Source organism: Burkholderia sp. HAN2018 (assembly GCF_024704855.1).
In the GTDB taxonomy this organism is placed as follows: Bacteria; Pseudomonadota; Gammaproteobacteria; order Burkholderiales; family Burkholderiaceae; genus Burkholderia; species Burkholderia cepacia.
The window spans coordinates 41,764-67,850 of the sequence record NZ_QOBB01000012.1 but is presented as its reverse complement, the minus strand read 5'-3'; the positions used below and the strand labels follow the sequence as shown (position 1 = coordinate 67,850).

General features: G+C 68.2%; 22 protein-coding genes and 1 pseudogene. 18 read left to right on the top strand and 5 right to left on the bottom strand.

Going from position 1 to position 26,087, the window contains the following annotated elements; all coding sequences use genetic code 11:
- Nucleotides 1-51: 51 nt before the first annotated feature.
- Nucleotides 52-1,026: a LysR family transcriptional regulator gene (locus DPV74_RS04940; protein WP_060085063.1), complete on the bottom strand. Its 975-nt coding sequence runs from the start codon at nt 1,024-1,026 to the stop codon at nt 52-54.
- 141 nt (nt 1,027-1,167) lie between these two features.
- On the opposite strand from DPV74_RS04940, the gene DPV74_RS04935 reads away from it, so the two are divergent.
- Together DPV74_RS04935 and DPV74_RS04930 are read left to right on the top strand one after the other, a co-directional pair.
- Nucleotides 1,168-2,574: an aspartate ammonia-lyase gene (locus tag DPV74_RS04935; protein ID WP_027791265.1), complete on the top strand. Its 1,407-nt coding sequence runs from the start codon at nt 1,168-1,170 to the stop codon at nt 2,572-2,574.
- A 106-nt stretch (nt 2,575-2,680) separates the two neighbouring features.
- Complete coding sequence (locus DPV74_RS04930) at nt 2,681-4,192, top strand: amino acid permease (RefSeq protein ID WP_060056156.1); 1,512 nt, start codon at nt 2,681-2,683, stop codon at nt 4,190-4,192.
- Between the two features lie 27 nt (nt 4,193-4,219).
- Here DPV74_RS04930 and DPV74_RS04925 read toward each other — a convergent pair whose 3' ends face one another.
- On the bottom strand, nt 4,220-4,903 hold the full coding sequence (locus DPV74_RS04925) for an alpha/beta hydrolase (protein WP_119336654.1): 684 nt from the start codon (nt 4,901-4,903) through the stop codon (nt 4,220-4,222).
- A 272-nt stretch (nt 4,904-5,175) separates the two neighbouring features.
- On the opposite strand from DPV74_RS04925, the gene DPV74_RS04920 reads away from it, so the two are divergent.
- The 7 genes from DPV74_RS04920 to DPV74_RS04890 all read left to right on the top strand — a co-directional run bounded on the left by DPV74_RS04920 (nt 5,176) and on the right by DPV74_RS04890 (nt 12,755).
- A complete protein-coding gene (locus DPV74_RS04920; RefSeq protein WP_027791268.1) occupies nt 5,176-5,484 on the top strand; it encodes a DUF485 domain-containing protein in 309 nt (102 codons plus the stop codon).
- Entirely contained in the window at nt 5,481-7,211 is a 1,731-nt protein-coding gene (locus DPV74_RS04915; protein ID WP_119336653.1) for a cation acetate symporter, read from the top strand. Before DPV74_RS04920 ends, DPV74_RS04915 begins: the two co-directional genes overlap by 4 nt.
- 449 nt (nt 7,212-7,660) lie before the next feature.
- On the top strand, nt 7,661-10,033 hold the full coding sequence (locus DPV74_RS04910; protein ID WP_119336652.1) for an MCP four helix bundle domain-containing protein: 2,373 nt from the start codon (nt 7,661-7,663) through the stop codon (nt 10,031-10,033).
- Between the two features lie 10 nt (nt 10,034-10,043).
- A complete protein-coding gene (locus tag DPV74_RS04905) occupies nt 10,044-10,784 on the top strand; it encodes a methyl-accepting chemotaxis protein (RefSeq protein WP_371141250.1) in 741 nt (246 codons plus the stop codon).
- Nucleotides 10,781-11,362 carry a hypothetical protein gene (locus DPV74_RS04900; protein WP_119336651.1) on the top strand — a complete coding sequence of 194 codons (582 nt, stop codon included), beginning with the start codon at nt 10,781-10,783 and terminating at the stop codon, nt 11,360-11,362. Before DPV74_RS04905 ends, DPV74_RS04900 begins: the two co-directional genes overlap by 4 nt.
- A 32-nt stretch (nt 11,363-11,394) precedes the next feature.
- A complete protein-coding gene (locus DPV74_RS04895) occupies nt 11,395-12,354 on the top strand; it encodes a chemotaxis protein CheX (protein ID WP_119336650.1) in 960 nt (319 codons plus the stop codon).
- A 35-nt stretch (nt 12,355-12,389) separates the two neighbouring features.
- On the top strand, nt 12,390-12,755 hold the full coding sequence (locus DPV74_RS04890; RefSeq protein ID WP_011355572.1) for a response regulator: 366 nt from the start codon (nt 12,390-12,392) through the stop codon (nt 12,753-12,755).
- A 40-nt stretch (nt 12,756-12,795) separates the two neighbouring features.
- On the opposite strand, the gene DPV74_RS04885 is transcribed toward DPV74_RS04890, so the two are convergent.
- On the bottom strand, nt 12,796-13,326 hold the full coding sequence (locus tag DPV74_RS04885; protein ID WP_119336657.1) for a DMT family transporter: 531 nt from the start codon (nt 13,324-13,326) through the stop codon (nt 12,796-12,798).
- 90 nt (nt 13,327-13,416) lie between these two features.
- Here DPV74_RS04885 and DPV74_RS04880 point away from each other — a divergent pair, with 90 nt between their 5' ends.
- The 5 genes from DPV74_RS04880 to DPV74_RS04860 all read left to right on the top strand — a co-directional run bounded on the left by DPV74_RS04880 (nt 13,417) and on the right by DPV74_RS04860 (nt 17,577).
- On the top strand, nt 13,417-14,322 hold the full coding sequence (locus DPV74_RS04880; RefSeq protein ID WP_119336649.1) for a LysR family transcriptional regulator: 906 nt from the start codon (nt 13,417-13,419) through the stop codon (nt 14,320-14,322).
- A 138-nt stretch (nt 14,323-14,460) separates the two neighbouring features.
- On the top strand, nt 14,461-15,048 hold the full coding sequence (locus DPV74_RS04875; protein WP_060207592.1) for a hypothetical protein: 588 nt from the start codon (nt 14,461-14,463) through the stop codon (nt 15,046-15,048).
- 13 nt (nt 15,049-15,061) lie between these two features.
- Nucleotides 15,062-15,511 (top strand): DUF3592 domain-containing protein, encoded by a 450-nt coding sequence (locus DPV74_RS04870; RefSeq protein ID WP_059683808.1) that lies wholly within the window; start codon nt 15,062-15,064, stop codon nt 15,509-15,511.
- Between the two features lie 152 nt (nt 15,512-15,663).
- Nucleotides 15,664-16,608, top strand: a complete 945-nt coding sequence (locus DPV74_RS04865) for a hypothetical protein (RefSeq protein WP_119336648.1) — start codon at nt 15,664-15,666, stop codon at nt 16,606-16,608.
- Nucleotides 16,609-16,782: 174 nt separating this feature from the next.
- Nucleotides 16,783-17,577 carry an enoyl-CoA hydratase gene (locus tag DPV74_RS04860; protein WP_059683810.1) on the top strand — a complete coding sequence of 265 codons (795 nt, stop codon included), beginning with the start codon at nt 16,783-16,785 and terminating at the stop codon, nt 17,575-17,577.
- A gap of 136 nt (nt 17,578-17,713) precedes the next feature.
- Here DPV74_RS04860 and alr read toward each other — a convergent pair whose 3' ends face one another.
- On the bottom strand, nt 17,714-18,835 hold the full coding sequence (gene alr / locus DPV74_RS04855; protein ID WP_060085072.1) for an alanine racemase: 1,122 nt from the start codon (nt 18,833-18,835) through the stop codon (nt 17,714-17,716).
- A gap of 301 nt (nt 18,836-19,136) precedes the next feature.
- On the opposite strand from alr, the gene DPV74_RS04850 reads away from it, so the two are divergent.
- Entirely contained in the window at nt 19,137-19,508 is a 372-nt protein-coding gene (locus DPV74_RS04850) for an MAPEG family protein (protein WP_060085073.1), read from the top strand.
- A 42-nt stretch (nt 19,509-19,550) separates the two neighbouring features.
- Here the strand turns inward: DPV74_RS04850 and DPV74_RS04845 are convergent, their stop codons facing one another.
- Nucleotides 19,551-20,504, bottom strand: a complete 954-nt coding sequence (locus DPV74_RS04845) for a LysR family transcriptional regulator (protein ID WP_060315225.1) — start codon at nt 20,502-20,504, stop codon at nt 19,551-19,553.
- 118 nt (nt 20,505-20,622) lie between these two features.
- Between DPV74_RS04845 and DPV74_RS04840 the strand changes: the two genes are divergently transcribed.
- The 3 genes and pseudogenes from DPV74_RS04840 (at nt 20,623) to DPV74_RS04830 (ending at nt 26,087) form a co-directional block, all read left to right on the top strand.
- A complete protein-coding gene (locus tag DPV74_RS04840) occupies nt 20,623-24,162 on the top strand; it encodes an ABC transporter ATP-binding protein (RefSeq protein ID WP_119336647.1) in 3,540 nt (1,179 codons plus the stop codon).
- A 441-nt stretch (nt 24,163-24,603) separates the two neighbouring features.
- A pseudogene (locus DPV74_RS04835) lies at nt 24,604-25,017 on the top strand (ATP-binding cassette domain-containing protein); the annotation flags it as partial.
- 20 nt (nt 25,018-25,037) lie between these two features.
- Nucleotides 25,038-26,087, top strand: coding sequence for a C45 family peptidase (locus DPV74_RS04830; RefSeq protein ID WP_119336655.1), 1,050 nt, complete (start codon nt 25,038-25,040; stop codon nt 26,085-26,087).

The window sequence follows — 26,087 nt, the reverse complement described above, 5'->3', positions numbered from 1 at the left end:
CGGCGGGCACATGCCTGCCGGCCGGCGCGGGCGTGAACGCGGGCGCGGGCGCTACGTGCGCGCGCCGCGAATCTTCGCCAGCTCCAGCGCCGACAGCTCGCCGATGTGCGCGAGGTGTTCCGCGAGAAAGTCCTTCAGGACGCGCAGCTTCGCCGAGCTGCGCCGGTTCGCCAGATACGCGATGTAGATGTATTCGCCCGTCAGCCGGTTCAGCAGCCGGTAGCGCGGCAGCACGGCTTCGAGTCGCCCGCTCGCGAGCAGGTCGCGCACCAGCCAGATCTCGAACTCCGCGATGCCGAGCCCCGCGCAGGTCGCTTCGAGCAGCAGCTCCGAATGGTCGGTGACGAGGTTGCCGGCCGGCAGCAGGCTGTGATGCGCGTCGCCGTTCACGAGCTCCCAGCGCGGATCGCCTTCGGGGTGCACGTAGCGCAGGCAGTTGTGTTGCTTGAGGTCGTCCGGCGTGGACGGGCGCCCGCAGCGGTCGAGATAGCCGGGCGTTGCGCACAGGATGCTGTCGTTGCGCGACAGGCGGTGGACGACGAGGTTGTCCAGGTAGTTCTCGCCTTCGTGAATGTCGAGGTCGAAGCCGCCGGCCACGAGGTCGTTGTGGTTGTCGGTGAGCCGCACGTCGAGCTGGATCGTCGGGTAGCGCGCGAGAAACGGCGCGACCAGCGGGGCGAGATGGCGGCGGCCGAATGCAACCGGCGCGGTGAGCTTCAGCGGGCCGCTCGGCTGCGCATTCAGCTCGGCGACGACACGCAGCGTGTCGTCGAGATCGGCGATCAGCGTGACGGCGCGTTCCAGATAGATGTGGCCGGCCTCGGTCAGCGTGACGCTGTGCGTCGAGCGGTGCAGCAGCGCGACGCCGAGTGCCTCCTCGATCGCCGTGACCTTGCGCGCGACCGTCGACGTCGACACGTGCATCTCCTTCGCGACCGCCGAAAAACTCCCTGTTTCGACCACTCTCACGAACGCGCGCATCGCGCCCATGTGATCGATGCCGGTTTCTCTCGCGCCTTTTTTCATTCGATTCTCGCTGTTGCGTCCCACGCAAAACCGCTTTCGATAATACATAAGCGAGCTTGTTTTTGCAAAGGCATAGAATGCGAACCCGTCGCGTCGGGAAGCGGCGAACGACGAGCGGTACGAGACATCCAGGAGGGCACGATGACAGAAAACGGCTTCCGCGTCGAAGCGGATCTTTTAGGCAAACGAAGTATTCCGGACGACGCGTATTACGGCGTCCATACGCTGCGCGCGAAAGAGAACTTCGACATTTCGGGCCGCACCATCGCGTCGCTGCCGTACCTCGTGATGGCGCTCGCCGCCGTGAAGGAGGCCGCGGCCGACGCGAACTGCGAGCTCGGGCTGCTGCCGCGGCCGTACCGCGATGCGATCGCCGCTGCGTGCGTCGAGATTCGCGAAGGGCGCCTGCACGACCAGTTCGTCGTCGACGTGATCCAGGGCGGGGCCGGCACGTCGACCAACATGAACGCGAACGAGGTGATCTGCAACCGCGCGCTCGAACTCATGGGGCACGCGCGCGGGCAGTACGAATACCTGCATCCGAACGAACACGTCAATCTCGCGCAGAGCACCAACGACGTCTATCCGACCGCGATCCGCGTCGCGACCTGCTTCGCGCTCGAGCACCTGCTCGAAGCGATGGCGCGCCTGCGCGATGCGTTCGCGGAGCGGGCCGACGCGTTTGCCGGCCTGCTGAAGCTCGGCCGCACGCAATTGCAGGACGCGGTGCCGATGACGCTCGGCCAGGAATTCTCGACCTACGCGGTGATGCTGACGGAAGACATTGCACGCCTGCAGGAAGCCGGCTGGCTGATTCGCGAGATCAACCTCGGCGCGACCGCGATCGGCACGGGCATCACCGCGCACCCGCAGTACGCGGAGAAGGCGCTGGCGGCGCTGCGGCGCATTACCGGGCTCGACCTGAGCACCGCGCCGAACCTGATCGAGGCGACCCAGGATTGCGGCGCGTTCGTGCAGGTCTCGGGCGTGCTCAAGCGGATCGCCGTGAAGCTGTCGAAGATCTGCAACGACCTGCGGCTGCTGTCGAGCGGCCCGCGCGCGGGGTTCGGCGAGATCAACCTGCCGCCGGTGCAGGCCGGCTCGTCGATCATGCCCGGCAAGGTGAATCCGGTGATCCCGGAAGTCGTCAACCAGGTCGCGTTCGAGGTGTTCGGCAACGACCTGACCGTGACCTTCGCCGCCGAGGCCGGGCAGCTTCAGCTCAACGCGTTCGAGCCGGTGATCGCCAGCGCGCTGTTCCGCAGCTTCAGCCACCTGACGGCCGCCTGCACGACGCTGGCGCAGCGTTGCGTGAGCGGGATCACCGCGAACCCCGAGCGGCTGCGCGAAACGATGGAGCGCTCGGTCGCGCTCGCGACCGCGCTGAATCCGTACATCGGCTACAAGCGCGCGACCGCCGTGGCGGCCGAAGCGCACGCGACCGGCAAGTCGATTCGCGAGGTCGTTCTCGAACGCCAGTGGATGACCGATGCGCAGGTCGACGAAGCGCTTCAGCCCGAAGCGCTGATCCGGCCGCGCGTGCTTTGACGCCGGCTGAAGGCCGCCGGCGCGCGCGTTGAGCGCCCGGCGGGCCGTCATTTCATCAGCGCCCCCGCGCGGGGCGCGACACATCAAGAAACTACGGAGACTCACGATGAACCACAGCAGCGAGCGCCCGGCCGGTCCGGCCGGCGGCGCGGATTCCCGTCATGCCGACCCCGACGCGATGTTTGCATCGCACGAAGCAGGTTACGCGAAGCAGTTGAAGCCGCGGCACGTGCAGATGATCGCGATGGGCGGTGCGATCGGCACCGGCCTCTTTCTCGGTGCGGGTGGACGCCTGCAGAGCGCGGGGCCCGCGCTCGCGCTCGTGTATCTCGTCTGCGGCGTGTTCGCCTTCCTGATCATGCGCGCGCTCGGCGAGCTCGTGATGCACCGGCCGACCAGCGGCAGCTTCGTGTCGTACGCGCGGGAGTTCATGGGCGAGCGCGCATCGTTCGTCGCGGGCTGGATGTACTACCTGAACTGGGCAACGACCGGCATCGTCGACATCACGGCGGTCGCGATCTACATGAAGTACTGGGCCGTGTTCACGGACGTGCCGCAGTGGGTGTTCGCGCTCGGTGCGCTCGGGATCGTGTCGGTGATGAACATGATCGGCGTGAAGGTGTTCGGCGAGATGGAGTTCTGGTTCTCGCTCGTCAAGGTGGGGACGCTCGCGGTGTTCCTCGCGGTCGGCGCGGTGTTTCTCGCGAGCGGCCATCCGGTCGCCGGGCAGATGCCGGGGCTTCACCTGGTCGCGGATCACGGCGGGATCTTTCCGCACGGGCTCCTGCCGGCCGTGCTGATCGTGCAGGGCGTCGTGTTCGCGTACGCGAGCATCGAGCTCGTCGGCGTCGCGGCGGGCGAGACGGCCGATGCGCGCAAGGTGCTGCCGAAAGCCATCAACAGCGTGATGTGGCGTATTGCGCTGTTCTATGTCGGCTCCGTCGTGCTGTTGACGATGCTGCTGCCGTGGACGGCATACAGCTCGCACGAAAGCCCGTTCGTGACGTTCTTCAGCAAGCTCGGCGTGCCGTATGTCGGCACCGTGATGAACGTCGTGGTGCTGACGGCCGCGCTGTCGAGCCTGAATTCCGGCCTCTATTCGACCGGGCGCGTGCTGCGCTCGCTGGCGATGGGCGGATCGGCGCCGCGCTTCGTGTCGCGGATGAACGCACGCGGCGTGCCGTACGGCGGGATCCTGATCACGGTCGCGATCAACGCGATCGGCGTGCCGTTGAACTACATCGTGCCGGCGCAGGCGTTCGAGATCGTGCTGAACATGGCGTCGCTCGGGATCATCACGACGTGGGGCTTCATCGTCATGTGCCAGATCCTGTTCCGCCGCGCGGTCGATCGCGGCGAGCTGAAGGCGGTGTCGTTCCGGATGCCCGGCGCGCCGTTCACGTCGTGGCTCACGCTGGCTTTCCTCGTCGGCGTGCTGGTGCTGATGGCGTTCGACTATCCGGGCGGCACGTGGACCATCGCGATGATTCCGGTCGTCGTGCTCGCACTCGTGGTGGGCTGGAAGCTGGCGAAGCGCGGTGCCGCGCGAGAGCAGGCGGCGAATGCGCGTACGTCCGTCGCCACGGGTGCCGTCGCCGATCCGGCGCGGGGCGCCTGACGGTACACGCCGGGCGCGCCGGTACGGTCAGTTCAAGCCGGCGCGTTCGCCGACCCATCGGCCGAAATCGCCGGCCATCTCCGCGGTCAGCTCGTGGCCGGCATCATACAGCCGCGTATCGTGCGCGACACCGAGCGCCGTGAGTTTCGCGTCGGCGGTGTCGGCCCATGCGACGGGCAGCTTGTCGTCGAAGCGGCCGTGCACGATCAGCGCATGGAGCGGGCGAAGCGCATCGCGCGGCGCGATCAGCGGATCGATTTCGGGCAGGATGCGCCCGCACAGCACCGCGAAGGCGGCGACATCGTCCGGCGACGTGAGGCCGACGCCCGCGCTCATGATGCCGCCCTGGCTGAAGCCGGCGATCACGGTCGGCAATGCGGCGCCCGCGCCGTCGCGGGCGCGGAATGCACGCAGCAGCGTGATCAGCTGAATGCGGCTTTCGTCCGCGCGGGCCGCGTCGATTTCGGGGCCGTTCGGGCCGAAGCGCACCGGAAACCATGCATGCTGGCCGGGCCCGAACGTGAGCGGGCCGCGCAGGAACGCGATCTCGATCCGGGGATCGATGATGCCGGCCAGGTTCAGCAGGTTGGTTTCGTTGCCGCCGACGCCATGCAGCAGCAACAGGCGGGCAACGGGGCGGCCGGCGGCCGGGCGCAGCCGGTATGGGAGACCCGACTCGGGATCGGTGGTCAGCGGCAGGACGTCGGTCATTGCGTGCATCCGGAAAGGGAACGATGCGACAGTCTAGAGCGTACGGGCGGGCGGGTGAATCGTCGGCGAGCGATTGATTGTTTCCTGGGAGGAGTGAATTCGACGCATCGAGCCTGCCGCTCATGCCCAGGCGATGCCGCCGCCACGCCCGAACCCGCTAGGGAAAACCATAGTGCCCGGAATGCCGCGCGCGCTAGATCGAGTAAGCGCGCAGTCAGCTTCGCTATTCAGAATCGCCGAACTCATTCAAAAAGCAAACCAGGAGACAGGCGATGCATGATGGGTTGGTGAAAAAAATCGAAGCGCATCCGAAGTACGCGCTGCTCAAGCGACGGCGCAATACGCTCGGTGTCTTTCTGACCGCGCTGATGTTGATCGTCTACTACGGCTACATCGCGCTGATCGCGTTCGACAAGTCGTTTCTCGCGAAGCCCGTGAGCACCGGCGTAACGAGTGTCGGCGTGCCGATCGGCATGGCGGTGATCGTGTTCACCGTCGTCATCACCGGCATCTATGTGCGCCGCGCGAACAACGAATACGACCAACTGACGCAGGACATCCTGCAGGACGTCGCCCGATGAAGAAGACACTTTCGACGATGCTGGTCGTGCTGCTGGCCGCGAGCGCGTGCGGCGTGGCCGTCGCGGGCGGCGGCGATGTCGGGCAGACCGCCAAGCAGGCAACCAACACCACGGCCATCGTCCTGTTCGCGCTGTTCGTGGCAGGGACGCTGTGGATCACCAAGTGGGCGGCTTCCCGCACGCGCTCCGCGGCGGATTTCTATACGGCCGGCGGCGGCATTACCGGGTTTCAGAACGGGCTGGCCATTTCGGGCGACTACATGTCGGCCGCTTCGTTCCTCGGCATTTCCGCCGCGGTGATGACCTCGGGTTACGACGGCCTGATCTATTCGATCGGCTTTCTGGTCGGCTGGCCGGTCATCACGTTCCTGATGGCCGAGCGGCTGCGCAACCTCGGCAAGTTCACCTTCGCCGACGTCGCGGGCTACCGCTTCGAGCAGGGGCCGATCCGCAGTTTCGCCGCGATCGGCACGCTGGTGGTGGTGGCGTTCTACCTGATCGCGCAGATGGTGGGCGCGGGGCAGCTCATCAAGCTGCTGTTCGGTCTCGACTACTGGGTGGCTGTCGTGATCGTGGGCGCGCTGATGATGGTCTACGTGCTGTTCGGCGGCATGACCGCGACCACCTGGGTGCAGATCATCAAGGCGTGCCTGCTGCTCGCGGGCGTGACGTTCATGGCGATCATGGTGCTCGCGCAGTACGGCTTCAGCCCGGAGGCGCTGTTCGCCCACGCCGTGGAGGTCAAGACCGCGATTGCCGCGAATGCCGGCAAATCGACGGACGACGCGACCCGTATCGGGCTGTCCGTCATGTCGCCGGGCGGGTTCATCAAGGATCCGGTCTCGGCCATCTCGTTCGGCATGGCGCTGATGTTCGGCACCGCCGGCCTGCCGCACATCCTGATGCGCTTCTTCACGGTGCCGGATGCGAAGGAAGCGCGCAAGTCGGTGTTCTGGGCCACCACCTGGATCGGCTATTTCTACGTGCTGATCTTCATCATCGGCTTCGGCGCGATCACGCTGGTGCTGACCAATCCGGAACTGTCCGACGTGGCCAAGGGCGTGATCAAGGGCGGCGCGGGCACGGCCAACATGGCCGCGGTGCTGGTGGCCAAGACGGTGGGCGGCGACGTGTTCTACGGCTTCATCTCGGCCGTGGCCTTCGCGACGATCCTGGCCGTGGTCGCCGGGCTCACGCTGTCCGGCGCCTCCGCGGTGTCGCACGATCTCTATGCGACCGTCTTCAAGAACGGCAAGGCCGACAGCGCCGACGAACTGAAGGTGTCGCGCATCACGACGCTGGTGCTCGGCGTGATCGCCGTGCTGCTGGGCATCGCGTTCGAGAAGCAGAACGTCGCGTTCATGGTGTCGCTGGCCTTTGCCGTCGCGGCGTCGGCCAACTTCCCGGTGCTGTTCCTGTCGATGATGTGGAAGGGATGCACCACGCGCGGCGCGGTCATCGGCGGGTTCCTGGGGCTGGCCTCGTCGGTGGGGCTGACGATCGTGTCGCCGTCGGTGTGGGAGGCAACGCTCGGTTATCCGAAGGGTTCGGCGTGGTTCCCGTACACGTCGCCCGCGCTGTTCTCGATGACCATCGGCTTCGTGGGCGTGTGGCTGTTCTCGGTGCTTGACTCGAGCGCGCGCGCACGGTCGGAGAAGGGCGCGTTCGCCGCGCAGCAGGTGCGCTCGGAAACGGGCCTGGGGGCGACCCGCGCCAGCAGCCACTGACCGGCCGCCGGTCACGCCCGCCCCGGGGCCGACGATGCCGTTCATCGCATCGTCGGCCCCGGGGCGGGCGGTATCGTTTTCAGCCGCCCGTCCAATGATTCGCCGGCAATTAAAAATCGCGTATTCAACCGGATTCGCCGATAATTCGCAAACGTTTTGCGAAAGTCATATAACGGCTAATTCGCGGATCGAATAAATAAAAAAATATCCGTATCCCGGATTTCCGGTCACGCACAGGCGCCGCCAGAAGCCTTTAGGCAGAGGGTTAACGGCAGATCCCGGCAATACTTTAGGGTTCTTTCGCCGCAATTATTCATTGCATTTTTATCAATGAACGATTGATTTCCGGTCATCGGAGCGTCATACACCATCCCCGATAATTCGGCGCTCACATTCTTTCAATAGACCAAACGGCGATCGAAGCCGGATCGCTGCGGGGAGCTGTACTCATGACCATCCGTCATCGCATTACGCTGCTAGTCGTCCTGACGTTCTTCGCGCTGTCCGCGATCGGCATCTATGCCGTGTACCAGACGCGCAAGAGCGCGTCGGAGGTGCGTCAGGTCACCCAGGGCATCGTGCCGAGCGCGCTCGCGTCGGCCGATCTCGTCGCCGATGTGAAGAACATCCAGATCGCGACGATGACGCTCGTCTACGCGCCCGACGCGAATACCGCCGCCCAGGCGCGCGACGAGCTGAAGGCGAAGCAGGCCGCGCTGCGCGCCGCACTCGACGTGCAGGCGAAGTCGGCGGTCGGCCAGGCGCAGGTCGGGCTCGTGTCGCAGGCGAAGGACAGCGCCGCGAACTATTTCGCGGCGATCGACGACACCGTGAAGATGAAGGCCGACGGCAAGCCCGAGATGGCGCAGGCGTACCTGTTCGCGAACGTCGCGCAGTATCGCGACGAACTCGAAAGCATCGTCGACACGCTGCGCGTCGAGAAGAACCGCCAGAAGGACGTCGCGATCAGCGCGCTGAACGGGATGCTCTCGACGACGGCGACCGCGATCGCGGGCGTCGCCGGCACGGTGATCGTGCTGCTGACCGCGCTCGGCTTGCTGCTGTATCGCCAGATCACGCGCCCGCTGATCGGGATGCAGACGGCGATGAGCGAGATCGCGGCGAGCCAGGATTTCACGCGCCGCGTACCGGTGGGCCGGATGGACGAAATCGGCCATTCGATCGTCGCGTTCAACGGGATGATCGAGAAGATCCAGGAGAACGCCGCGCAGCTCAAGCAGAAGACGGCGGACATCCAGGCGATGCTGCAGAACATGCAGCAGGGGATCCTGACCGTCGTCGAAGGCGGCGTCGTGCATGCCGAGTATTCGGCGTACCTCGAGACCATCTTCGAGACGAGCGACATCGCCGGCCGCGACCTGATGGCGCTCGTGTTCGACGATTCGGCGATCGGCGCCGATGCGCGTTCGCAGGTCGACGCGGCCGTGCACGCGTGCCTCGGCGAAGACAGCATGAACTTCGAGTTCAACGAGCACCTGCTGGTGAATGAAGTCGCGAAGCGGATGCCGGACGGCCGCGAGAAGTGGCTCGACCTGAGCTGGTCGGCGATCACCGACGAGACCGACACGGTGGTGCGCCTGATGCTGTGCGTGCGCGACGTGACCGAGATCCGCGAGCTGACCGCGCAGGCCGGCGAGCAGCAGCGCCGCCTCGAGATGATCGGCGAGATCCTGTCGATCAGCCAGGACAAGTTCCACGACTTCGTGCACAGCGCGAAGGGTTTCCTCAGCGAGAACGAGCGGATGATCCGCCAGCACGAGCGCGCCGATCACTCGATCGTCGCGGCGCTGTTCCGCAACATGCACACGATCAAGGGCAATGCACGCACGTACAGCCTCCAGCACCTGACGAACATCGTCCACGAAGCGGAGCAGGCGTACGACTCGCTGCGCCGCGCGGACGGCGGCCCCGAGTGGAACCGCGACGCGCTGATGGACGACCTGGCGCGCGTGCGCGAGGCCGTCGAGCACTACGCGACGATCAACGCGGTCACGTTGGGCCGCAGCGGTGACGCGGTGCAGGGCGGCGCCGACTTCCTGATGGTCGAGCGCGCGCACATCAGCGAGAGCCTGCGCGTGCTCGACGGCGCCGATCCGGCGAACGCGGCCGACTGGCACGCGGCACGCGATGCCGTACGCCGCATGCTGAGCCAGCTCGGCACGCAGGGGATCGGCGATGCGCTCGGCGGCGTGATCGAGTCGCTGCCGTCGCTCGCGGCCGAACTCGGCAAGCCGGCGCCCGTCGTGCATATCGACAGCCATGGCCAGCGAGTGCGCAGCGAAATCGTCGCGACGCTGAAGAACGTGTTCATGCACCTGCTGCGCAACGCGATCGACCACGGGATCGAATCGTCCGACGAGCGGCGCGCGGCCGGCAAGGCGGCATCCGGCACGATCGACATCGCGGTGGGCGTGGGCGGCGGCGAGCTGTGGTTCGTGCTGAGCGACGACGGCCGCGGCCTCGCGCTCGACCGGATTCGCGGCATCGCGTGCGAGCGTGGCTGGATCGACGCCGACCACGACGCGGCGCTGTCCGACGACGCGGTGGCCGAGCTGATCTTCCGCCCGGGCTTCTCGACCGCGAGTGCCGTGACCGAAGTGTCGGGGCGCGGCGTCGGCATGGACGCGGTGCGCAACTTCCTGAAGCGCGACGGCGGCGATATCGCGCTGCGTTTCACCGACGATCGTGTCGGCGCGCCGTACCGCGCATTCGAAACGATCGTGTCGTTGCCGGCCCGCTTCGCGGCCGACGGTGCCGCTCACGAGCGCGCGCGCGGCGCGGACGTCGGCGTTGTGGAGTGACGAAGTGATCGTGCAGGCGTGGATGATCCAGATGGCCGCCGCGCTGGCGGGCGGCGCAGTCGTCGCAATCGTGGCGGCGATCGTATTTCGCGTGATGCGCAAGCGGCTCGTCGCGGCGCTGGAGCGCGATGCGCATGCGTTGCGCGGGGCGCTCGACGCGGCCGGCGAGCGTGCCGAACAGGCGGCGTCCGCGCACGCGGAGGCGGCCGACGCATGGGCGCAACGCGAGGCGCAGCTCGAGGATGCGCTGGCACGCGAGACTTCCGCGGCCGGCACGCAGCGTGACGCGCTGCAGGCCATGTCGGCTGATCGCGCCGCGCTGGCGCAGCACGCGCAGAAGATCGCCGACGAAGCCGCGCGCCTGCGCGGGCTCGCCGGCACCTTCGAGCGCTGGCACGAGCAGATGATCTCGCTGACCACGCAGAACCAGGACATGCGCACGAAGAACCAGGAGCTGTCGGCGATCGTCGCGCACGTGTCGATCGTGTCGCTGAACGCCTCGATCGAGGCGGCGCGTGCCGGCACGGCCGGGCGCGGCTTCTCGATCGTCGCGAGCGAGGTGCGCGGGCTGGCTGCGCGCTCGCAGCAACTGTCGAACAGCTATCGCGACAGCCTGAACCGTAACGATCTCGTGACGGCCGCGACGTTCCAGGACATCCAGGCCGGCGGCAAGATGATCACGGCCGCGCTGGCGACCGTCGAGGCGCTGGCCGGGCAACTGCATGCGCGGATCGACGGAGGCGCGGCGTGATCAGCGCGCAAGCGAAAGCCGGTTTCGAGCGGATTTTCTTCGATGCGGCGCGCACGCGGCTCGCATCCGGCGGTGCGTGCGACATCCGGCCGTCCGCCGGCGCGGCGCATGACGGGCACGATCGCGCGCACGCGAAGTCGCGCGCGAAGCCGACGGTGCCCGAACACGTCGCGGCGCTGACGATCTCGGCGCTGCATTTCCGCCTGCTGCTCGCGCTGCGCTTCAGCGACGACGACGCGACGCGCCGCCGTTTCGCTGGCGCAACTGCGGGCGCCGGCAGCCAGCGGCCGCTGCCCGAAGCGTTCATGGAAGTCGCGAACCTGTGCTGCGGCGCGATCAACCAGGCGCTGACCGCGCCGTTTCCCGACCTGGGGATGTCGACGCCTTATCTGCTGAGCGGATCGAGCATCGATTACCTGGGCGCGCTTTCGCCCGATCACGTGGCCGCTTACGACCTGACGCTCGACGGCGACGTGCGGGTCGGCGCGACGCTGTGCGTATGCGCGAACGCGCCGGTCGATTTCCATGTGCCGGAAACGGCCGTGATGGAAACCGGCGGCGAGCTCGAACTGTTCTGATCGACCCCGACCGACCATTAGGAAACCTTGAGATGACCGTAGACCAACCCGTCAGCAAGGTGCTCGTGCTGGACGACAGTCGCGCGCACGCCGACGCGATCAAGCGTTTCTGCGACGAGCACAACCTGGTCGGCCTGACCGTGCGGCGCAACCGGCTGCTGAAGGTGCTGCGCTCGAACATCGACCTCGGCGCGATCCTGCTGGCCGAGGATTACGGCGGCTCGCCGGCCGAGAGCGCGATCATCGCGACGCAGATCGATGCGCTGCGCCCCGAGCTGCCGATCATTCTGCGCCGCGACGCGCACGCGTCGCGCGACGGGTTGCCGGAGGCGCTCGCGCGCGTTGCGTGCGCGGCCTACGTCGCGGACGACATGACGCCGCTCAAGCGCGCGATCGACGAATACCTGTTCGGCCGCGATTACCCGAACGCGCTCGTGCGCGGCATCTCGGAGATCACCGAGGCGCGCATCGACGGCCTGTTCCCGGGCACGACGATCGAGCACGAAACGCCGTGCATCGTGCGCGACCAGATCATCTTCGGCGAAGTGTTCAGCCTGATCGCGCTCGAAAGTGCGTGGTGCCGCGGCTACATGCTGCTGCAGACGAGCGAGCAGCCGCTGCTCGACATGCTCGGCGGCACGCGCGACGCCGGCCGCGCGCCGGATTTCCGCGACGTGAACAGCATGCTCGGCGAGCTCACCAATCTCGTGTGGGGCGCGTTCAAGAACCGCTATCTCGGCGACGCCGAGGCACTGGCGCGCCATCCGGTGCAGGTGCCGCTCGTTGTCAATCACAAGCAGAAGTTCATCTCGTTCGGAGGCGACTGCCCGCAGCTCTGCTTCAAGTACCGGATGACCGACCCGGCGTCGGGGCGCGCCGTCTGCATCGACCAGCGCTTCGTGTTCAGCCTGAGCTGGTCGCCGGAGGATTTCCGCGAATCGGTGCAGGACGTGGGGCCGATGGTCGAATCGGGTGAACTCGAACTGTTTTGAATGTTGAAGTCGCAACGAGGAAAGGGGAATACAGCATGGCAAAGATTCTGGTGGTCGACGATTCGGGCACGGTGCGCGACGAGGTCGCGGGTTTCCTGCGCAATCACGGGCTCGACGTCGCGACGGCCGTCGACGGCAAGGACGGGCTCGCGAAGCTCAAGGCGACGCCCGGCGTGCGCCTCGTGATCAGCGACGTGAACATGCCGAACATGGACGGCCTGACGATGGTCGAGAAGATCCGCGGCGAACTGGCGAATTCGACGGTCAACGTCGTGATGCTGACGACCGAAAGCAGCCCGGCGATGAAGGAGCGCGGCAAGGCCGCCGGCGTGAAGGGTTGGATCGTGAAGCCGTTCAAGGGCGACGCGGTGCTCGACGCGTTGAAGAAGCTCGCGGGCTGACGCACCGGTCGCCGGGGCGCGCCCGCGACCGGTCGCGCATTCAGCGCTGCGGTTCGGGTTGCGCGGTCGCCGTTTCGCCGGCTGCGGCCGGCACGCGTGGCGCGGGCGTCTGCCATTGCACGACGATCATCCCCGCGAAGATCAGCGCGACGCCCGCGAGGCGGCCGGGTGTCGCGAGCCGCTGCGCGAGCCCCATCAGCCCGTAGTGGTCGATCAGCAGCGACGCGAGCGTCTGCCCGGCGACGACGCACACGATGAAGGTCGTCGCGCCGAGCCGCGGCGTCAGGATCAGCGCGAGTGTGATGTAGATCACGCCCGCGAGGCCGCCGAGCCACATCCACAGCGGGCGCTGCAGCGCGTCGCCGACGAGGGGCGCGTTCGCGCGGGTGGCCAGCAGCACGGGCAGCACCGCGAGCAGGCTGACCGTCAGCGACGCGACGCTCGCCCACAGCGGGTGGCCGAGCGCGCGCCCGAGCGCGGCGTTGCTGCCGCCTTGCAGCGGCACGAGCGCGCCGGCGGCGAAAGCCGCGGCGGCGAGCGGAAGGGTGGCGAAGGAAAGGGACGTCGTCATCGTGGTCGGTCGCGAAAGGATATTGAAATGAGTGTCGTCCATTAAGATGGCGAATGGAAATTCGTTCTTCGGATGCTTCATATTCCTTTCATGAATAACCTGGCCCGCATCGACCTGAACCTGCTCGTGACGCTGCATGCGCTGCTGAGCGAAAGGCACATCTCGCGCACCGCCCTCCGGCTGCACCGCAGCCAGCCGGCCGTGAGCCACGCGCTCGCGCGGTTGCGCGAGATCTTCGGCGATCCGCTGCTCGTGCGGCGCGCGGGCCGGCTCGAGCTGACCGCGCGCGCGAACGAACTTGTCGAACCGCTGAACGCCGTCCTCGGCCGGCTCGGTGCGCTGATCGAGCCGCCCGCGTTCGACCCGTCCGCGGCCACGCGCGTGTTTCGCATCGCGATGTCCGACTACGGTGCGCGGATCGTGCTGCCGGCGCTCGTGAAGACGCTGCGTGCCGATGCGCCGGGCATCGAGCTGATCGTGTCGCAGGCCACGCGCGAGGCGATGCGGATGCAGTTGATGGACGGCGAGATCGACCTCGCGCTCGGCGTGCTGCCCGCGTTGCAGCACGACCTGCATGCGCAGCCGCTGTTCGTCGAATCGTTCGCGTGCGTGGCCGATGCGGGCCGCCTGCCGCGCCGCGGCGAACTCGCGCTCGACGCGTGGCTCGCGCGGCCGCATGCGCTGGTCGCGATGCGCGACGGGATGGACAACGAAGTCGATCGCGCGCTCGCGCGGCTGCGGCGCGAGCGGCACATCGCGGTGATCCTGCCGTTCTGGGGCGTCGCGAACGACCTGATCGCCGGCACCGACCTCGTGCTGACCGTCGCGCGACGCAATCTCGACCGCGTGCGCGACGATGCGCGCCTGCGCGTGTTCGAACCGCCGTTCCCGATCGATTCGTTCGAGTTCGCGCAGCACTGGCACGCGCGCCGGCACGGCGACGCCGCACATATCTGGCTGCGGCAGACGATCGCGCGAGTGGCGGGCGGCGGGTAGTCGCGCGGCGGGTCGGCCGCGTGCGCAATTTACAGCGTGCCGCGATGTCCGTATCCTGCGGGTGCCGAGGGCGGCGTGCCTGCGCGACATGCGCAGCACGCCCGGCATCCACAACAATCAGGAACGGGACACTTTCCCATGAAACACAAAATCGCTCGGGCTGCGCTCGTGCGCGCCGCATGCACGACGCTGGGGGCTGCGCTGGCAGGCGGGTGCGCCGGTACCGCGCAGCAGAATGCACAACAGGCCGCCGCCGTCGGCAGCGGTTCGTCGTACACGTGCTATCCCACGCAGGCCGATGGACAGGTGACGGCCGGCAAGGGCGCGAACGGGTGTTATTTCGTGCTGCACGATCCCGCGACGAAACAGCCACTACCGAACACGCACTATGCGTTTGCGCTGTACACGAGCGCGGCCCAGGACAACCAGGAACTCGAAGTCGAAGGCACCACCGACGCGCAGGGGCGCACGGCCTACGTGCGTTCCGCCGCGCCGATCGACGCGGCGCGCATGGTGCTCGTCCGCACGATCGGCGACGGCCCGATGGGGCGCATCCCGGTGCTGGTCCGGCCGACGGACGGCAAGCGCGTTCCGTTCGCGAAGTACAAGGTCATCGGCTGCAACGGGCCGTACGAAGGCACGACCGACGAAACGGGGCGCGGCGTGATGTACCGCTGCAAGACGCAGTCGAAGATCGACGTGTCGTTCTACTCGTCGCGCCCGTAAGGTGAGCGGCCGGGTGTCCGGATCCGGCGCCGCCGCCGCGCCGCAGACGGAGACGCTGATCGCGAAGGGCGTCGTGTTTACCGTCGTGGGCACGTGCATGCTGATCGCCATCGCGCTGTACGCGCAGTCGACGCGTGAATTCCTGCGGACCTCGGTCGTCGTGCCGGGGCGCGTCATCAAGCTGAACGCGGGTCCGCATCATCCGGAGATCGCGTTCACGACGCTCGCGGGCGAGAAGGTCGAATACGCCCAGGGCGGCGGTGTCAGCGTGCAGGACGGTGCGGCGGTCGAGGTGCGCTACGCGCCCGACGCGCCCAAGATGACCGCGCAGATGAATACGTTCGGTGCGATTTGGGGAACCGTACTGGCCCTCGGCGGGATGGGCATGGTCTTTTTCGTCGGCGGCGTCGTTCAACTGCGGTCGGGCGTGCGCGCGTGGCGCAGCGGGCGCACGCGCGCGTGACAGCTGGCGTCGTGCTGAATCCTGCCGAACCCCATCGAGCAAAACATCATGAAACCCATCACGAGACTGCCGGGCCGATTTCGTTGCCGCGCGGGCGATCGCATGCGCGACGTCGCTGCTGGCTGCCTCGTCACTTCACGGGACTTTCGGGCATGACCATCCGCTTGATACCCTGGTTGATCGTGATCGGCACCGCATGCACGGGCCTGGCCGCGCACGCGGCGGGCACCGCACATTCGCTTGACGAGGTGCCCGGGAAGTTCAGTTCGCCCGACGCACGCGCCGCGTACGCGCGCGACATGAGCGGCGTGCCCGAACAGGACGGTTTCGGCGTGCGCCTGCCGCCCGGCTTCACGAAAGAGGCATTGGTTGCGCAGCTTGCGCCGGGCCAGCCGCTCGGGCGCGTCGTGCTGGTCGGCGCGAAGCCGTGGCCGCAGCGCCCCGGTGCGTTTGTCGCGATCGTCTGTGCTGCACTGACCGACGACCTTGCGCGTGAAGTGCTGCAATTCCGCGCGCCAACCGATTGTGAGGGCTATGAGCGCCACCCCGATGCCGATGAAACGAAGGAGCTGGTCTGGCTGGGCGTGTTCGAGCGCAGTCCCGACGGTGCGCCGCGCCTCGTCGCGCGTACCGAACAGCCGCTCGACCAGGGGATTGACTGGAGCCAGACGAACATCGAGAGTCCCGACTCCTTCAGAAAGACGGACGATTTCGCCATACGGCCCCAGCGGTGGTTACGGTTCGATCTTGCCCCCTACGCACTGCGGGCGGGCGATGCGGCATTCGGCGTGCGTGCGGGCTGGTCAATCGGTTATGCGGGCGGTGGCGCATCGTTCGAGGCGCTGTACCTGTTCCGGATCGACGGCAAGACGCTGCGCATCGCGTTCGCGCAGCCGATGATGTTCTACCAGGACCTCGCCGGCGACTGGCATCGCGACGGCACGCGCGATCACGATATCTCGGAGGCCAGCAATACGCTGAACGTGCTGCCGACGTCGACGGAGGGTTTCCACGACCTGCAGCTGCGCCAGCGCGGCGGCAAATGGCGCCAGACGTTTCGCTGGTCGGTCACCGACGGAGCGTATCAGCCGCGCTGAAGTGGCGCGATCGCCGCCTTTGCCGCGCGGACGGCGGGCAACGCGAGTGGTATGCGACTGGACGCCGCACGGAATGTGGAGGACGATTTCAACACCGCGCCGTGAACGTGCGTGCATCACCGCCGCGCGTTCACGTCGTGCCGAATCCTGCCGAACCCCGTCGAGCGAATCATCATGGAACCCGATCAAGAGACTGCCGAGCCGATCCTGTTGCGCGACGCGCACGACGGCGTCGTCACGCTGCGATTGAATCGCCCGCAGCAATTCAACGCGTTATCCGAGGCGATGCTCGCGAGCCTGCACGATGCGTTCGATACGCTGGCGGCCGATCCGCACGTGCGCTGCGTCGTGCTGGCCGCCGAAGGCCGGGCGTTCTGCGCGGGCCACGACCTGCGGCAGATGCGCGGCACGCCCGAGCTCGATTACTACCGCACGCTGTTCGCGCAGTGCAGCCGCGTGATGCTCGCGATGCGCGCGTTGCCGGTGCCGGTGATCGCACGCGTGCACGGCATCGCGACGGCGGCCGGTTGCCAGCTCGTCGCCGCGTGCGATCTGGCCATCGCGGCCGATACCGCGCGCTTCGCGGTATCGGGCATCAACGTCGGGCTGTTCTGCTCGACGCCGGCCGTTGCGTTGAGCCGCAACGTCACGGCGAAGCGCGCGTTCGACATGCTCGTGACCGGGCGTTTCGTCGATGCGGCGACGGCCGCCGCGTGGGGGCTCGTCAACGAGGCCGTGCCCGAGGACGCGCTCGACGCGGCCGTCGCACGCAAGGTCGCCGAGATCGTCGCGAAGAGCCCGGCTGCGGTGCGGTACGGCAAGCAGATGTTCTACCGCCAGCGCGAGTTGCCGCTCGACGAAGCCTATGCGTATGCGGGCGACGTGATGGCGCGCAACATGATGGAAGAGGATGCGGGCGAAGGGATCGACGCGTTCCTCGAGAAGCGCAAGCCGACGTGGCGTTCGTAGTGCGACGTCGAAGGCCGGCGAACGGCGCAGAAGGGCCGTAACCCGGGCCTGTCCCGTACACCGGAAAACAAACGGGCTGCCCGAGGCAGCCCGCAACCGAAGCGGCACTTGCGGCGCGCCGCCGCAGCGACCCGTGTCAGCGCCCGTAGCTTCCGGTCCGCAGCGCCGGCTGTTCGCTCGACGCACCGGGCGGCACGATCACGACCGGCACGCGGCGCGCGAGCGCGCACATCAGCTCGTAGCCGATCGTGCCGCTGGCTTCCGCCACGTCGTCCACCTTCACCTGGTCGCCCCACAGCTCGACGCTCGACCCGATGCCCGCGTCCGGGCACGGCGTCAGGTCGACGGTCAGCATGTCCATCGACACGCGGCCGACGACGCGCGTCATCACGCCGTCCACCGCGATCGGCGTGCCGGTCGGCGCGTGGCGCGGATAGCCGTCCGCATAACCGCATGCGACGACGCCGATCCGCATCGGCCGGTCGGCCGTGAAGCGGCGGCCGTAGCCGACGGTTTCTTCCGGCGCGAGCGTCTGCACGCCGATGATCTTGCTCGTCAGCGTCATCGCGGGCATCAGCGGCGTGTCGGCGATATCCCGCGACGCACCCGTCGGCGATGCACCGTACAGGATCGTGCCGGGCCGCACCCAGTCGCGGTGCGCATGCGGATGCCACAGCACGGCCGCCGAGTTCGACGTCGAACGCTCGCCGGGAATCCCCGCCGTGGCCGCATCGAACTGTTCGAGCTGCCAGTCGGCCTGGCCTTCGTCGGCGTTCGCGAAATGCATCATCAGCGTGATCTTGCCGATCGACGGCGCGCCGGCCGCGCGCTCCCACGCCGCGCGGAAAACGTCGGGCCGGTAGCCGAGGCGGTTCATCCCGGAGTTCATCTTGAGCTGGATGTCGATCGGTTGCCGCGGCTTTGCCGCGATCAGCAGGTCGAGCTGTTCGTCGCAGTGCACGGACACCGTCAGCCGATGACGGTCGGCCAGCTCGACGTCGGCCGGCTCGAAGATCCCTTCGAGCAGCAGCACGGGCTTGTCCCAGCCGAGTTCGCGCACGCGCACGGCTTCGTCGAGGTCGAGCAGCGCGATGCCGTCGGCGGCGGCGAGGCCCGGATAGACCCGCTCGATGCCGTGGCCGTATGCGTCGGCCTTGACGACGGCCCACACGCGCGATTGCGCGGCGGTGCGGCGGATGAAGTCGAGGTTGTGGCGGATGGCGTCAGGGCGGATATGGGCGACGATGGGACGGGGCATGGCGATGTCTCGGATCGGATGTCGTTGGGCGCGCGCGGCGGCGTGGGTTCGGCTGTCCGGCGCGAAAACACGCCGGGCCAGTGTTGAGCGCTATCTTATTGGTGTTCGACCAGTTTTAATTAACGTATTTGTCGACGATTTGGTGGAAATTTTTGTGTTCGTCCCGGCTGGGCGCGGCTGTCGACAGGCCGCGCAGCCGAGTCTCCCGTCTAGAAAACCGGTGCGCGAACGGCATGACGCAATGCTAAGCTCTCGGCGATCTTGTCATTGATCAATGTAACGATAAAGGAGGAGACTTTTGATGACGACGTCCCAGCTGTGCCTGTTCATCGTCGCGCTGTTGCCGTTCACGATGACGTTTCTCGCGAAGGCCCGCAAGGGTTACGACAACCGCGCGCCGCGCGACTACCTGGCGAAGCTCGAAGGCTGGCGCGCGCGGGCGCAGGCCGCGCACCAGAACGCATGGGAGGCGCTCGCGCTGTTCACGGCCGCGCTGGTGGTGGCATGGCACAACGGCGCGAACGTGCATCGCGTCGACCAGCTCGCGATGGCGTTCGTCGCGATCCGGATCGTCTACATGCTGATGTACCTGCTGAACTGGGCGTCGCTGCGTTCGCTCGTGTGGTTCGGCGGGATGGCGTGCGTGGTCGCGTTGTTCTTCGCTGCGCCGTAGGTGCCGGCAGGCAAGGCGAGGCCGGCTTCGTGCGCCGGCCCGTCAGGCGCCGCCCGCGCCGCGCGCGTGGCTATCGTTGGATGCGGGCGCAACGATCTTTGCGAGCGTGGCGGGTGGCGCGGCTTCGGCTTCGCGACGCAGGAACGCGATCAACGGATCGAGCAGCCGGTGCCGCGCGGACGGGTTGCGACGCAGCACGAAGCGCCATGACGCATCGCGTGCGAGGCCCGGCACCAGCGGAACCAGGCGCCCGCTGCGCAGTTCGGGTTCGATCAGCGGCACGCGGCCGAGCGCGATGCCCGCGCCGCCGACTGCCGCGCCGATCACCTGGCTGAAACTGCTGTAACGGACGATCTTCGTCTCGAAGTCGTCCGGCAAGCCGAATTCCGATGCCCAGTTGTGCCAGTCGATCTCGGGGCTGTTCTCGTGCATCTCCTGCAGCAGCCGCGAGCGGCACACGTGCCCCGATGCGTACGGAAACAGCTCGGGGCTGCACACCGGGAACACCGTCTCCCGGATCAGCACGTCGTCGTCGTCCCGCAGCCGGTGCGCGGGCACGTGCACGATCGCCAGATCGACGCCGCTGCGCGCGAAATCCGGTTCGTCGTCGAGCACGACGGCGTGCAGCGGCGTGTCGGGATGAAGCGACGAGAATTCCGCGAGGCGGCGTGCGAGCCACATTGCCGAAAACGGCGCGTTGGCGGAAACGGTGAGCCGTTGCGCGGTGCCGCGAATCTCGGCGCAGGCATCGGTGAGGCGCGACAGCGCATCGCTGACGGCCGGCAGCAGGCGCTCGCCGGCCGGCGTGAGGCCGATGCCGCCGAGCCCCGTGCTGCGTTCGAGCAGCCGCGCGCCGAGCGATTCCTCGAGCGCGCGAATCTGGTGGCTGACCGCGCTCGTCGACACGTTCAGCTCGACCGCCGCGCGCGCGAACCCGCCGAGGCGGACGGCCGCCTCGAAAGCCCGCAACGCGCTGAGGGGAGGGAGGTGCGACATGGCGGGTATTGTAGTTGACTCAACACCCGTTGAAAAATCATCTTTTGCCGCGCGCGGGCCGCGCGGGTAGCCTCGATCCGGTCAAGAAAAATGCAACCAGACACTACCGGAGGGCTTCATGTATTTCGACCGACGACTATGGGCAATGATGGCGGGATTGCGCTGGCGGGTCGCCGCGGCCGTCGCGCTCGGACTGCTCGCGATGGGTGTCGGGATCCTGCGCTTCGTGTTCCTCGGCCGCGTGCTGGCGCTGGTCTTTTCCGGCGCGCCGGCGCGCAGCATCGGCGAAGCCGTCGTTGCAACGGCGGCCTGCGTGCTGCTGCGCGCGTGGCTCGACCATCGCCGCACGGTGCTCGCGCAGCACACGGCCGGGCGTGTGCAGGCCACGCTGCGCGCGCGGCTGTTCGACCGGATCGCGGCGCTCGGCCCCGCATGGTTCAGCGGCGAACGCACGGGCGGCGTGATGCTGGCCGTCGTCGACGGCGTCGAGCAGCTGCAGACCTTTTTCGGCACCTACCTGCCGCAGCTCGTGATCGCCGCCTGCGCGCCGGTGATGATCTTCGCGGTGCTCGCGTGGTGGGACGTGCCGACGGCCGCCATCCTGCTGGTCGCGGCGCTCGTCACGCTCGCGCTGCCGCAACTCGTGCATCGTGCCGACAAGCGCGCGGCGCTCGCGCGCTCGGCCGCGTTCAAGGCGTTCGGCGAGGAGTTTCTCGACGCGGTGCAAGGCCTGCCGACGCTGAAGGCGTTCGGGCAAGGCACGGCGTTCGGCGCGAAGCTGGCCGCGAAGGCACGCGCGCTGTCCGACAGCACGTTCTGGGTGCTCGCGCTCGGCCTGCTGACGCGGCTCTTCACCGATCTCGGCACCGGCCTCGGCGCGGCCGCCGCGATCGCGGTCGGCGCGTGGCGCGTGCGGCACGGCGACATGAGCCTCGAGGCGCTGCTGATCGTGCTGATGGCCGGCAGCGAGATCTTCCGGCCGCTGCGCGACCTGCGTTCGGTGTTGCATCAGGGGATGATCGGCCAGTCGGCGGCGAATGCGATCCATGCGCTGCTCGACGCGCAGAGCCACACGCCTTCCACCGATGCGCCGCGCGTGCAGGGCCTGCGGCCGGAGATCGCGTTCGACGCCGTCAGCTTCGCGTATCCGGGGCGTCGCGCCGACGCGCATGCGGCGCTGAGCTTCTCGGTTCGCGAAGGCGAGACGGTCGCCATCGTCGGGCCGAGCGGCGCGGGCAAATCGACCATCGTGCGCCTGCTGCTGCGCCAGCACGATGCGCAGGGCGGCGCGGTCCGCATCGGCGGCCGCGACGTGCGGACGCTCGATGCCGGCCAGGTGCGCGAGATGATCGCGGTCGTCGCGCAGGATGCGACGCTGTTCGACGGCAGCGTCGCCGACAACCTGCGGCTCGGCCGCCCCGACGCGAGCGACGCGGACATGATCGCCGCCGCGCGTGCGGCCAACGCGCACGATTTCATCTCGGCGCTGCCGGACGGTTATGCGACGCGCATCGGCGAACGCGGGCTCATGCTGTCGGGCGGCCAGCGCCAGCGCCTCGCGATTGCCCGCGCGCTGCTGCGCGACGCACCGATCCTGCTGCTCGACGAGGCGCTGTCATCGGTCGACGCGGAGAACGAAGCGTTGATCCAGCAGGCCCTCGACCGGCTCACGCGCGGGCGCACCACGCTCGTGCTCGCGCACCGGCTGTCCAGCGTGATCGGCGCCGACCGCATCCTGGTGCTCGACCAGGGGCAGGTGGTCGACGAGGGCACGCACGCGGCGCTGATCGCGCGTGACGGCCCGTATCGGCGGTTGATGGGGCCGCAACTGGAAGCGGTCGCCGAATCGGCCGGCGTGGCGACGACGGCCGGCGCGACCGCGCGCGCGTCGTCCGGCCCGCAAGTGCGGCCGCTGAACGACGATGCGGCGGAGATCGGCTGGCCGGAAACACTGCGGACGCTGCTGCGGTTCGTGCGGCCGTGGACGGGCAAGGTCGTGCTGACGGTGCTGTTCGGGATCGGCCGCGTGCTCGCGTTCATCGGCGTCGGCGTGATCGGCGCGCTGGTGGTCGGTGCGGTACCGGGCGGCCATGTGAGCCCGGCGCTCGTCACGGCGCTGCTCGTGATCGCGCCGGTGGCGGCCGTGCTGCACTGGCTCGAATCGTGGCTCGCGCACGACATGGCGTACCGGCTGCTCGCGGAAATGCGCATCGCGCTGTTCGCGACGCTCGAACGCCTCGCGCCGGCCGGGCTGCTGCGCCGCCGTTCCGGCGATCTCGTGTCGCTCGCGACGCAGGACGTCGAGACCGTCGAGTATTTCTATGCGCATACGCTGGCGCCCGCGTTCGTCGCGGTGCTCGTGCCGGCCGCCGTGCTGGTGCTGCTCGCGTCGGTCGCGTGGCCGCTCGCGCTCGCGCTGCTGCCGTTCCTGTTGTGGGCCGGGCTTGCACCGGTGCTGGCGCGGCGCGAGGTCGACCGGCTCGGCACCGGCGCGCGCGAAGCGCTCGGCCAGCTCGGCGCGCACCTGACCGAGACGATCCAGGGGCTCGCGGAGCTGACCGCGTTCCAGGCCGTCGCGCGCCGGCGCGAAGCGTTCGTGGCCGAAGTCGATGCATACCGGAAGCAACGCGCCAGGCTGCTCGACGATCTGTCGACGCAGAGCGCCGCACTGGAAGTCGCGAGCGGGCTCGGCGGGCTGGTCGTCGCGGCGCTCGGTGCGCTGCTGTGCGCGCGCGGCTGGTTTCCGCGCGAGTCGTTGCCGCTGCTGGTGCTGGTCGCGGTGGCTGCCTTCATGCCGGTTGCCGAAATCGGCCAGGTCGCGCGCCAGCTCGCCGACACGATCGCGTCGACGCGCCGCCTGCGCGCGCTCGAGAAGGAGCCCGTGCCGGTGACGGACGGCACGCATGCGCTGCCCGCCGATCCGGCGGTGCGCTTCGAGGCGACGTCCTTCACGTACCCGGGCCGCAACGTGCCTGCGCTCGACCGCGTGAGCTTCGAGATGGCGCCCGGCAGCACGGTCGCGCTCGTCGGTGCATCGGGCGCCGGCAAGTCGACGGTCGCGAGCCTGTTGTTGCGCTTCTGGGATCCGCAGCAGGGCCGCGTGACGCTCGGCGGCGTCGACCTGCGCGACCTGCGGCTCGACGACCTGCGGCAGCACATCGCGCTGGTTGCGCAGGATACCTACTTGTTCAACGACACGCTGGAGGCGAACATCCGGCTCGCGGCGAACGACGCGTCCGACGCGGACGTGCAGCGCGCGATCGAGCATGCGGCGCTCGGCGAATTCGTCGCGCGGCTGCCGGACGGGCTCGCGACGCGCGTCGGCGAGCGCGGCGTGCAGTTGTCGGGCGGCCAGCGCCAGCGCGTCGCGATCGCGCGTGCGTTCCTGAAGGATGCGCCCGTGCTGATCCTCGACGAAGCGACATCCCACCTCGATACGATCAGCGAGCAGCAGATCCGCGCGGCGCTGGAAGACCTGATGACGCAGCGCACGTCGATCATCATCGCGCACCGGCTGTCGACCGTGCGCAATGCCGACCTGATCCTCGTGATGGAGCAGGGCAGCGTGATCGAGGCCGGACGGCATGCGGACCTGCTGGCGCGGCAGGGTGCGTATGCGCGGCTCGTGTCGCATCAGGCAAGCGGGGTGGCGGTGTAAGCGACGTCGCATCGGCGCGCGGGCCTCGCTTCCGGCGGTTCCGCGCGCACGTCGCAACATTCGTTGAGACACGCCGGCGGTAGCCTGCGTCGCGGGGGACGCCGCCCCGCCACGGCACCGTACCCGATCGCCGACGCTTCACGCTGACAAACCCAATGCGCGGGCCGCGACGGTTGTCCGGGCGCCCGCGCCATCCTCCTCCTCTCGTGCGTGACGCCTGGGGCAGCAAGCCGGCCCGGTCACCGCCAACTACGCTCAGGCGCCGACGCCGTTCGGCGCGGGTGCTTCGCCCCGCGCCACACTCCCATTCTTCCGATTTATCCGCGCCGCGCGCCCCGGGTTTGTTTCGATGCATTTATCCGTTGCGCGTTTTTTTGTTGTCGTAGTATCGCGGTTGACAACACTTGTTGCACTAAGGTCTAATTCGACATCGCATGTTGCCAGGTGCGCGGCGCGTCACGTGCCGACGCACGCGACCAGGCGATGGCGCTGCTCGACAAGGTCGGCCCCGAATCGCGCGCGAATCATTACCCGTCGGAGCTGTCGGGCGGCCAGCAGCAGCGCGTCGCGATCGCGCGTGCGCTCGCGATCCGGCCGCGGCTGATGCTGTTCGACGAGCCGACGTCGGCGCTCGATCCGGAATTGCGCCACGAAGTGCTGAAAGTGATGCAGGATCTCGCCAACGAAGGGATGACGATGATCGTCGTCACGCACGAGATCGGCTTCGCGAAACGGGTCGGCACGCGCCTGCTGTTCATGGATCAGGGCGGCATTGCCGAGGACGGCCATCCGGTCGACCTGATCGACCGGCCGCCGACCCCGCGCCTGAAGGAATTCCTGAAACACGTGTCCTGAACGAAACCGAAATGGCCGACATGCCGCTTTCCCTTTCCCCCGTCATCGCCGGTGCGCCGTTCGACATCGGCGTGCGCCTCGGCGAGCTCGCCCGTCCCGTGTTCGACGCGTACATGCAGCAGAGCAGCGCGTGGCAGGCCGTGCGCCGCTGGCGCGGCCATCCGTTCGTCGATGCGCTGCGGCAGGCGGCGCTGGCCGCGTACCCCGATCTCGTCGCGGAACTGGACGGGATCGCGGCGGGTGTCGGCTGGCCGGCCGGGGATATCTTCCTGTGGAACTGCCGCGGCGAGCTGATCCACAACGCGCCGGACGGCTGCACGACGCTGGCCGCGCGCGACGCGGCCGGCACGCGCTGGATCGCGCACAACGAGGACGGCGATCCGTTCCTGCGCGAGCGCTGCCTGCTCGTCGACGTGCAGCCCGTGGGCAAGCCGGGCTTCGTCAGTTTCTACTACCCGGGCTCGCTGCCGGGGCACACCTTTGCCGCGAACCGGGCCGGGATCGTGCAGGCGATCAACAACCTGCGGATCAGGACGCCCGCGCCGGGCGTGCCGCGCATGATCCTGGCGCGCGCCGTGCTCGATGCGGCGTCGCTCGACGAGGCCGTCGACGTGCTGCGCGTGAATGCGCGCGCGAGCGGCTTTCACCATACGCTCGGCGCGACCGGCGACACGCGGCTGCTGAGCATCGAGGCGAGTGCTGCGCGCTGCTCGGTCGTCGACGTGGCGACGCTCGCCGGGCACGCGAATCATCTCGTGCATCCGGGCTGTGGAGCAGAGGCGCAGATCGTCACGCAATCGTCGGCCGACCGCCAGCGCCGCGTCGACGCGCTCGTTCCCGGTATCGACGCGATCGATGAAGCCGCGCTGCTGCGCGTGCTCGGCGATCGTGCACCGGAAGGGCTGCCGATCTACCGCGACGATCCTGCGGACCCCGACGACGAAAATACGCTGGCCACGGCCGTGTTCGCGATCGGCGCGGCGTCGATCGACGTCACCATTCACCAACAAGGCACGCAGCGTTTCGCGACGCGCATCGTGCCGTCCGGACGCGCGCACGACGCATCCTGA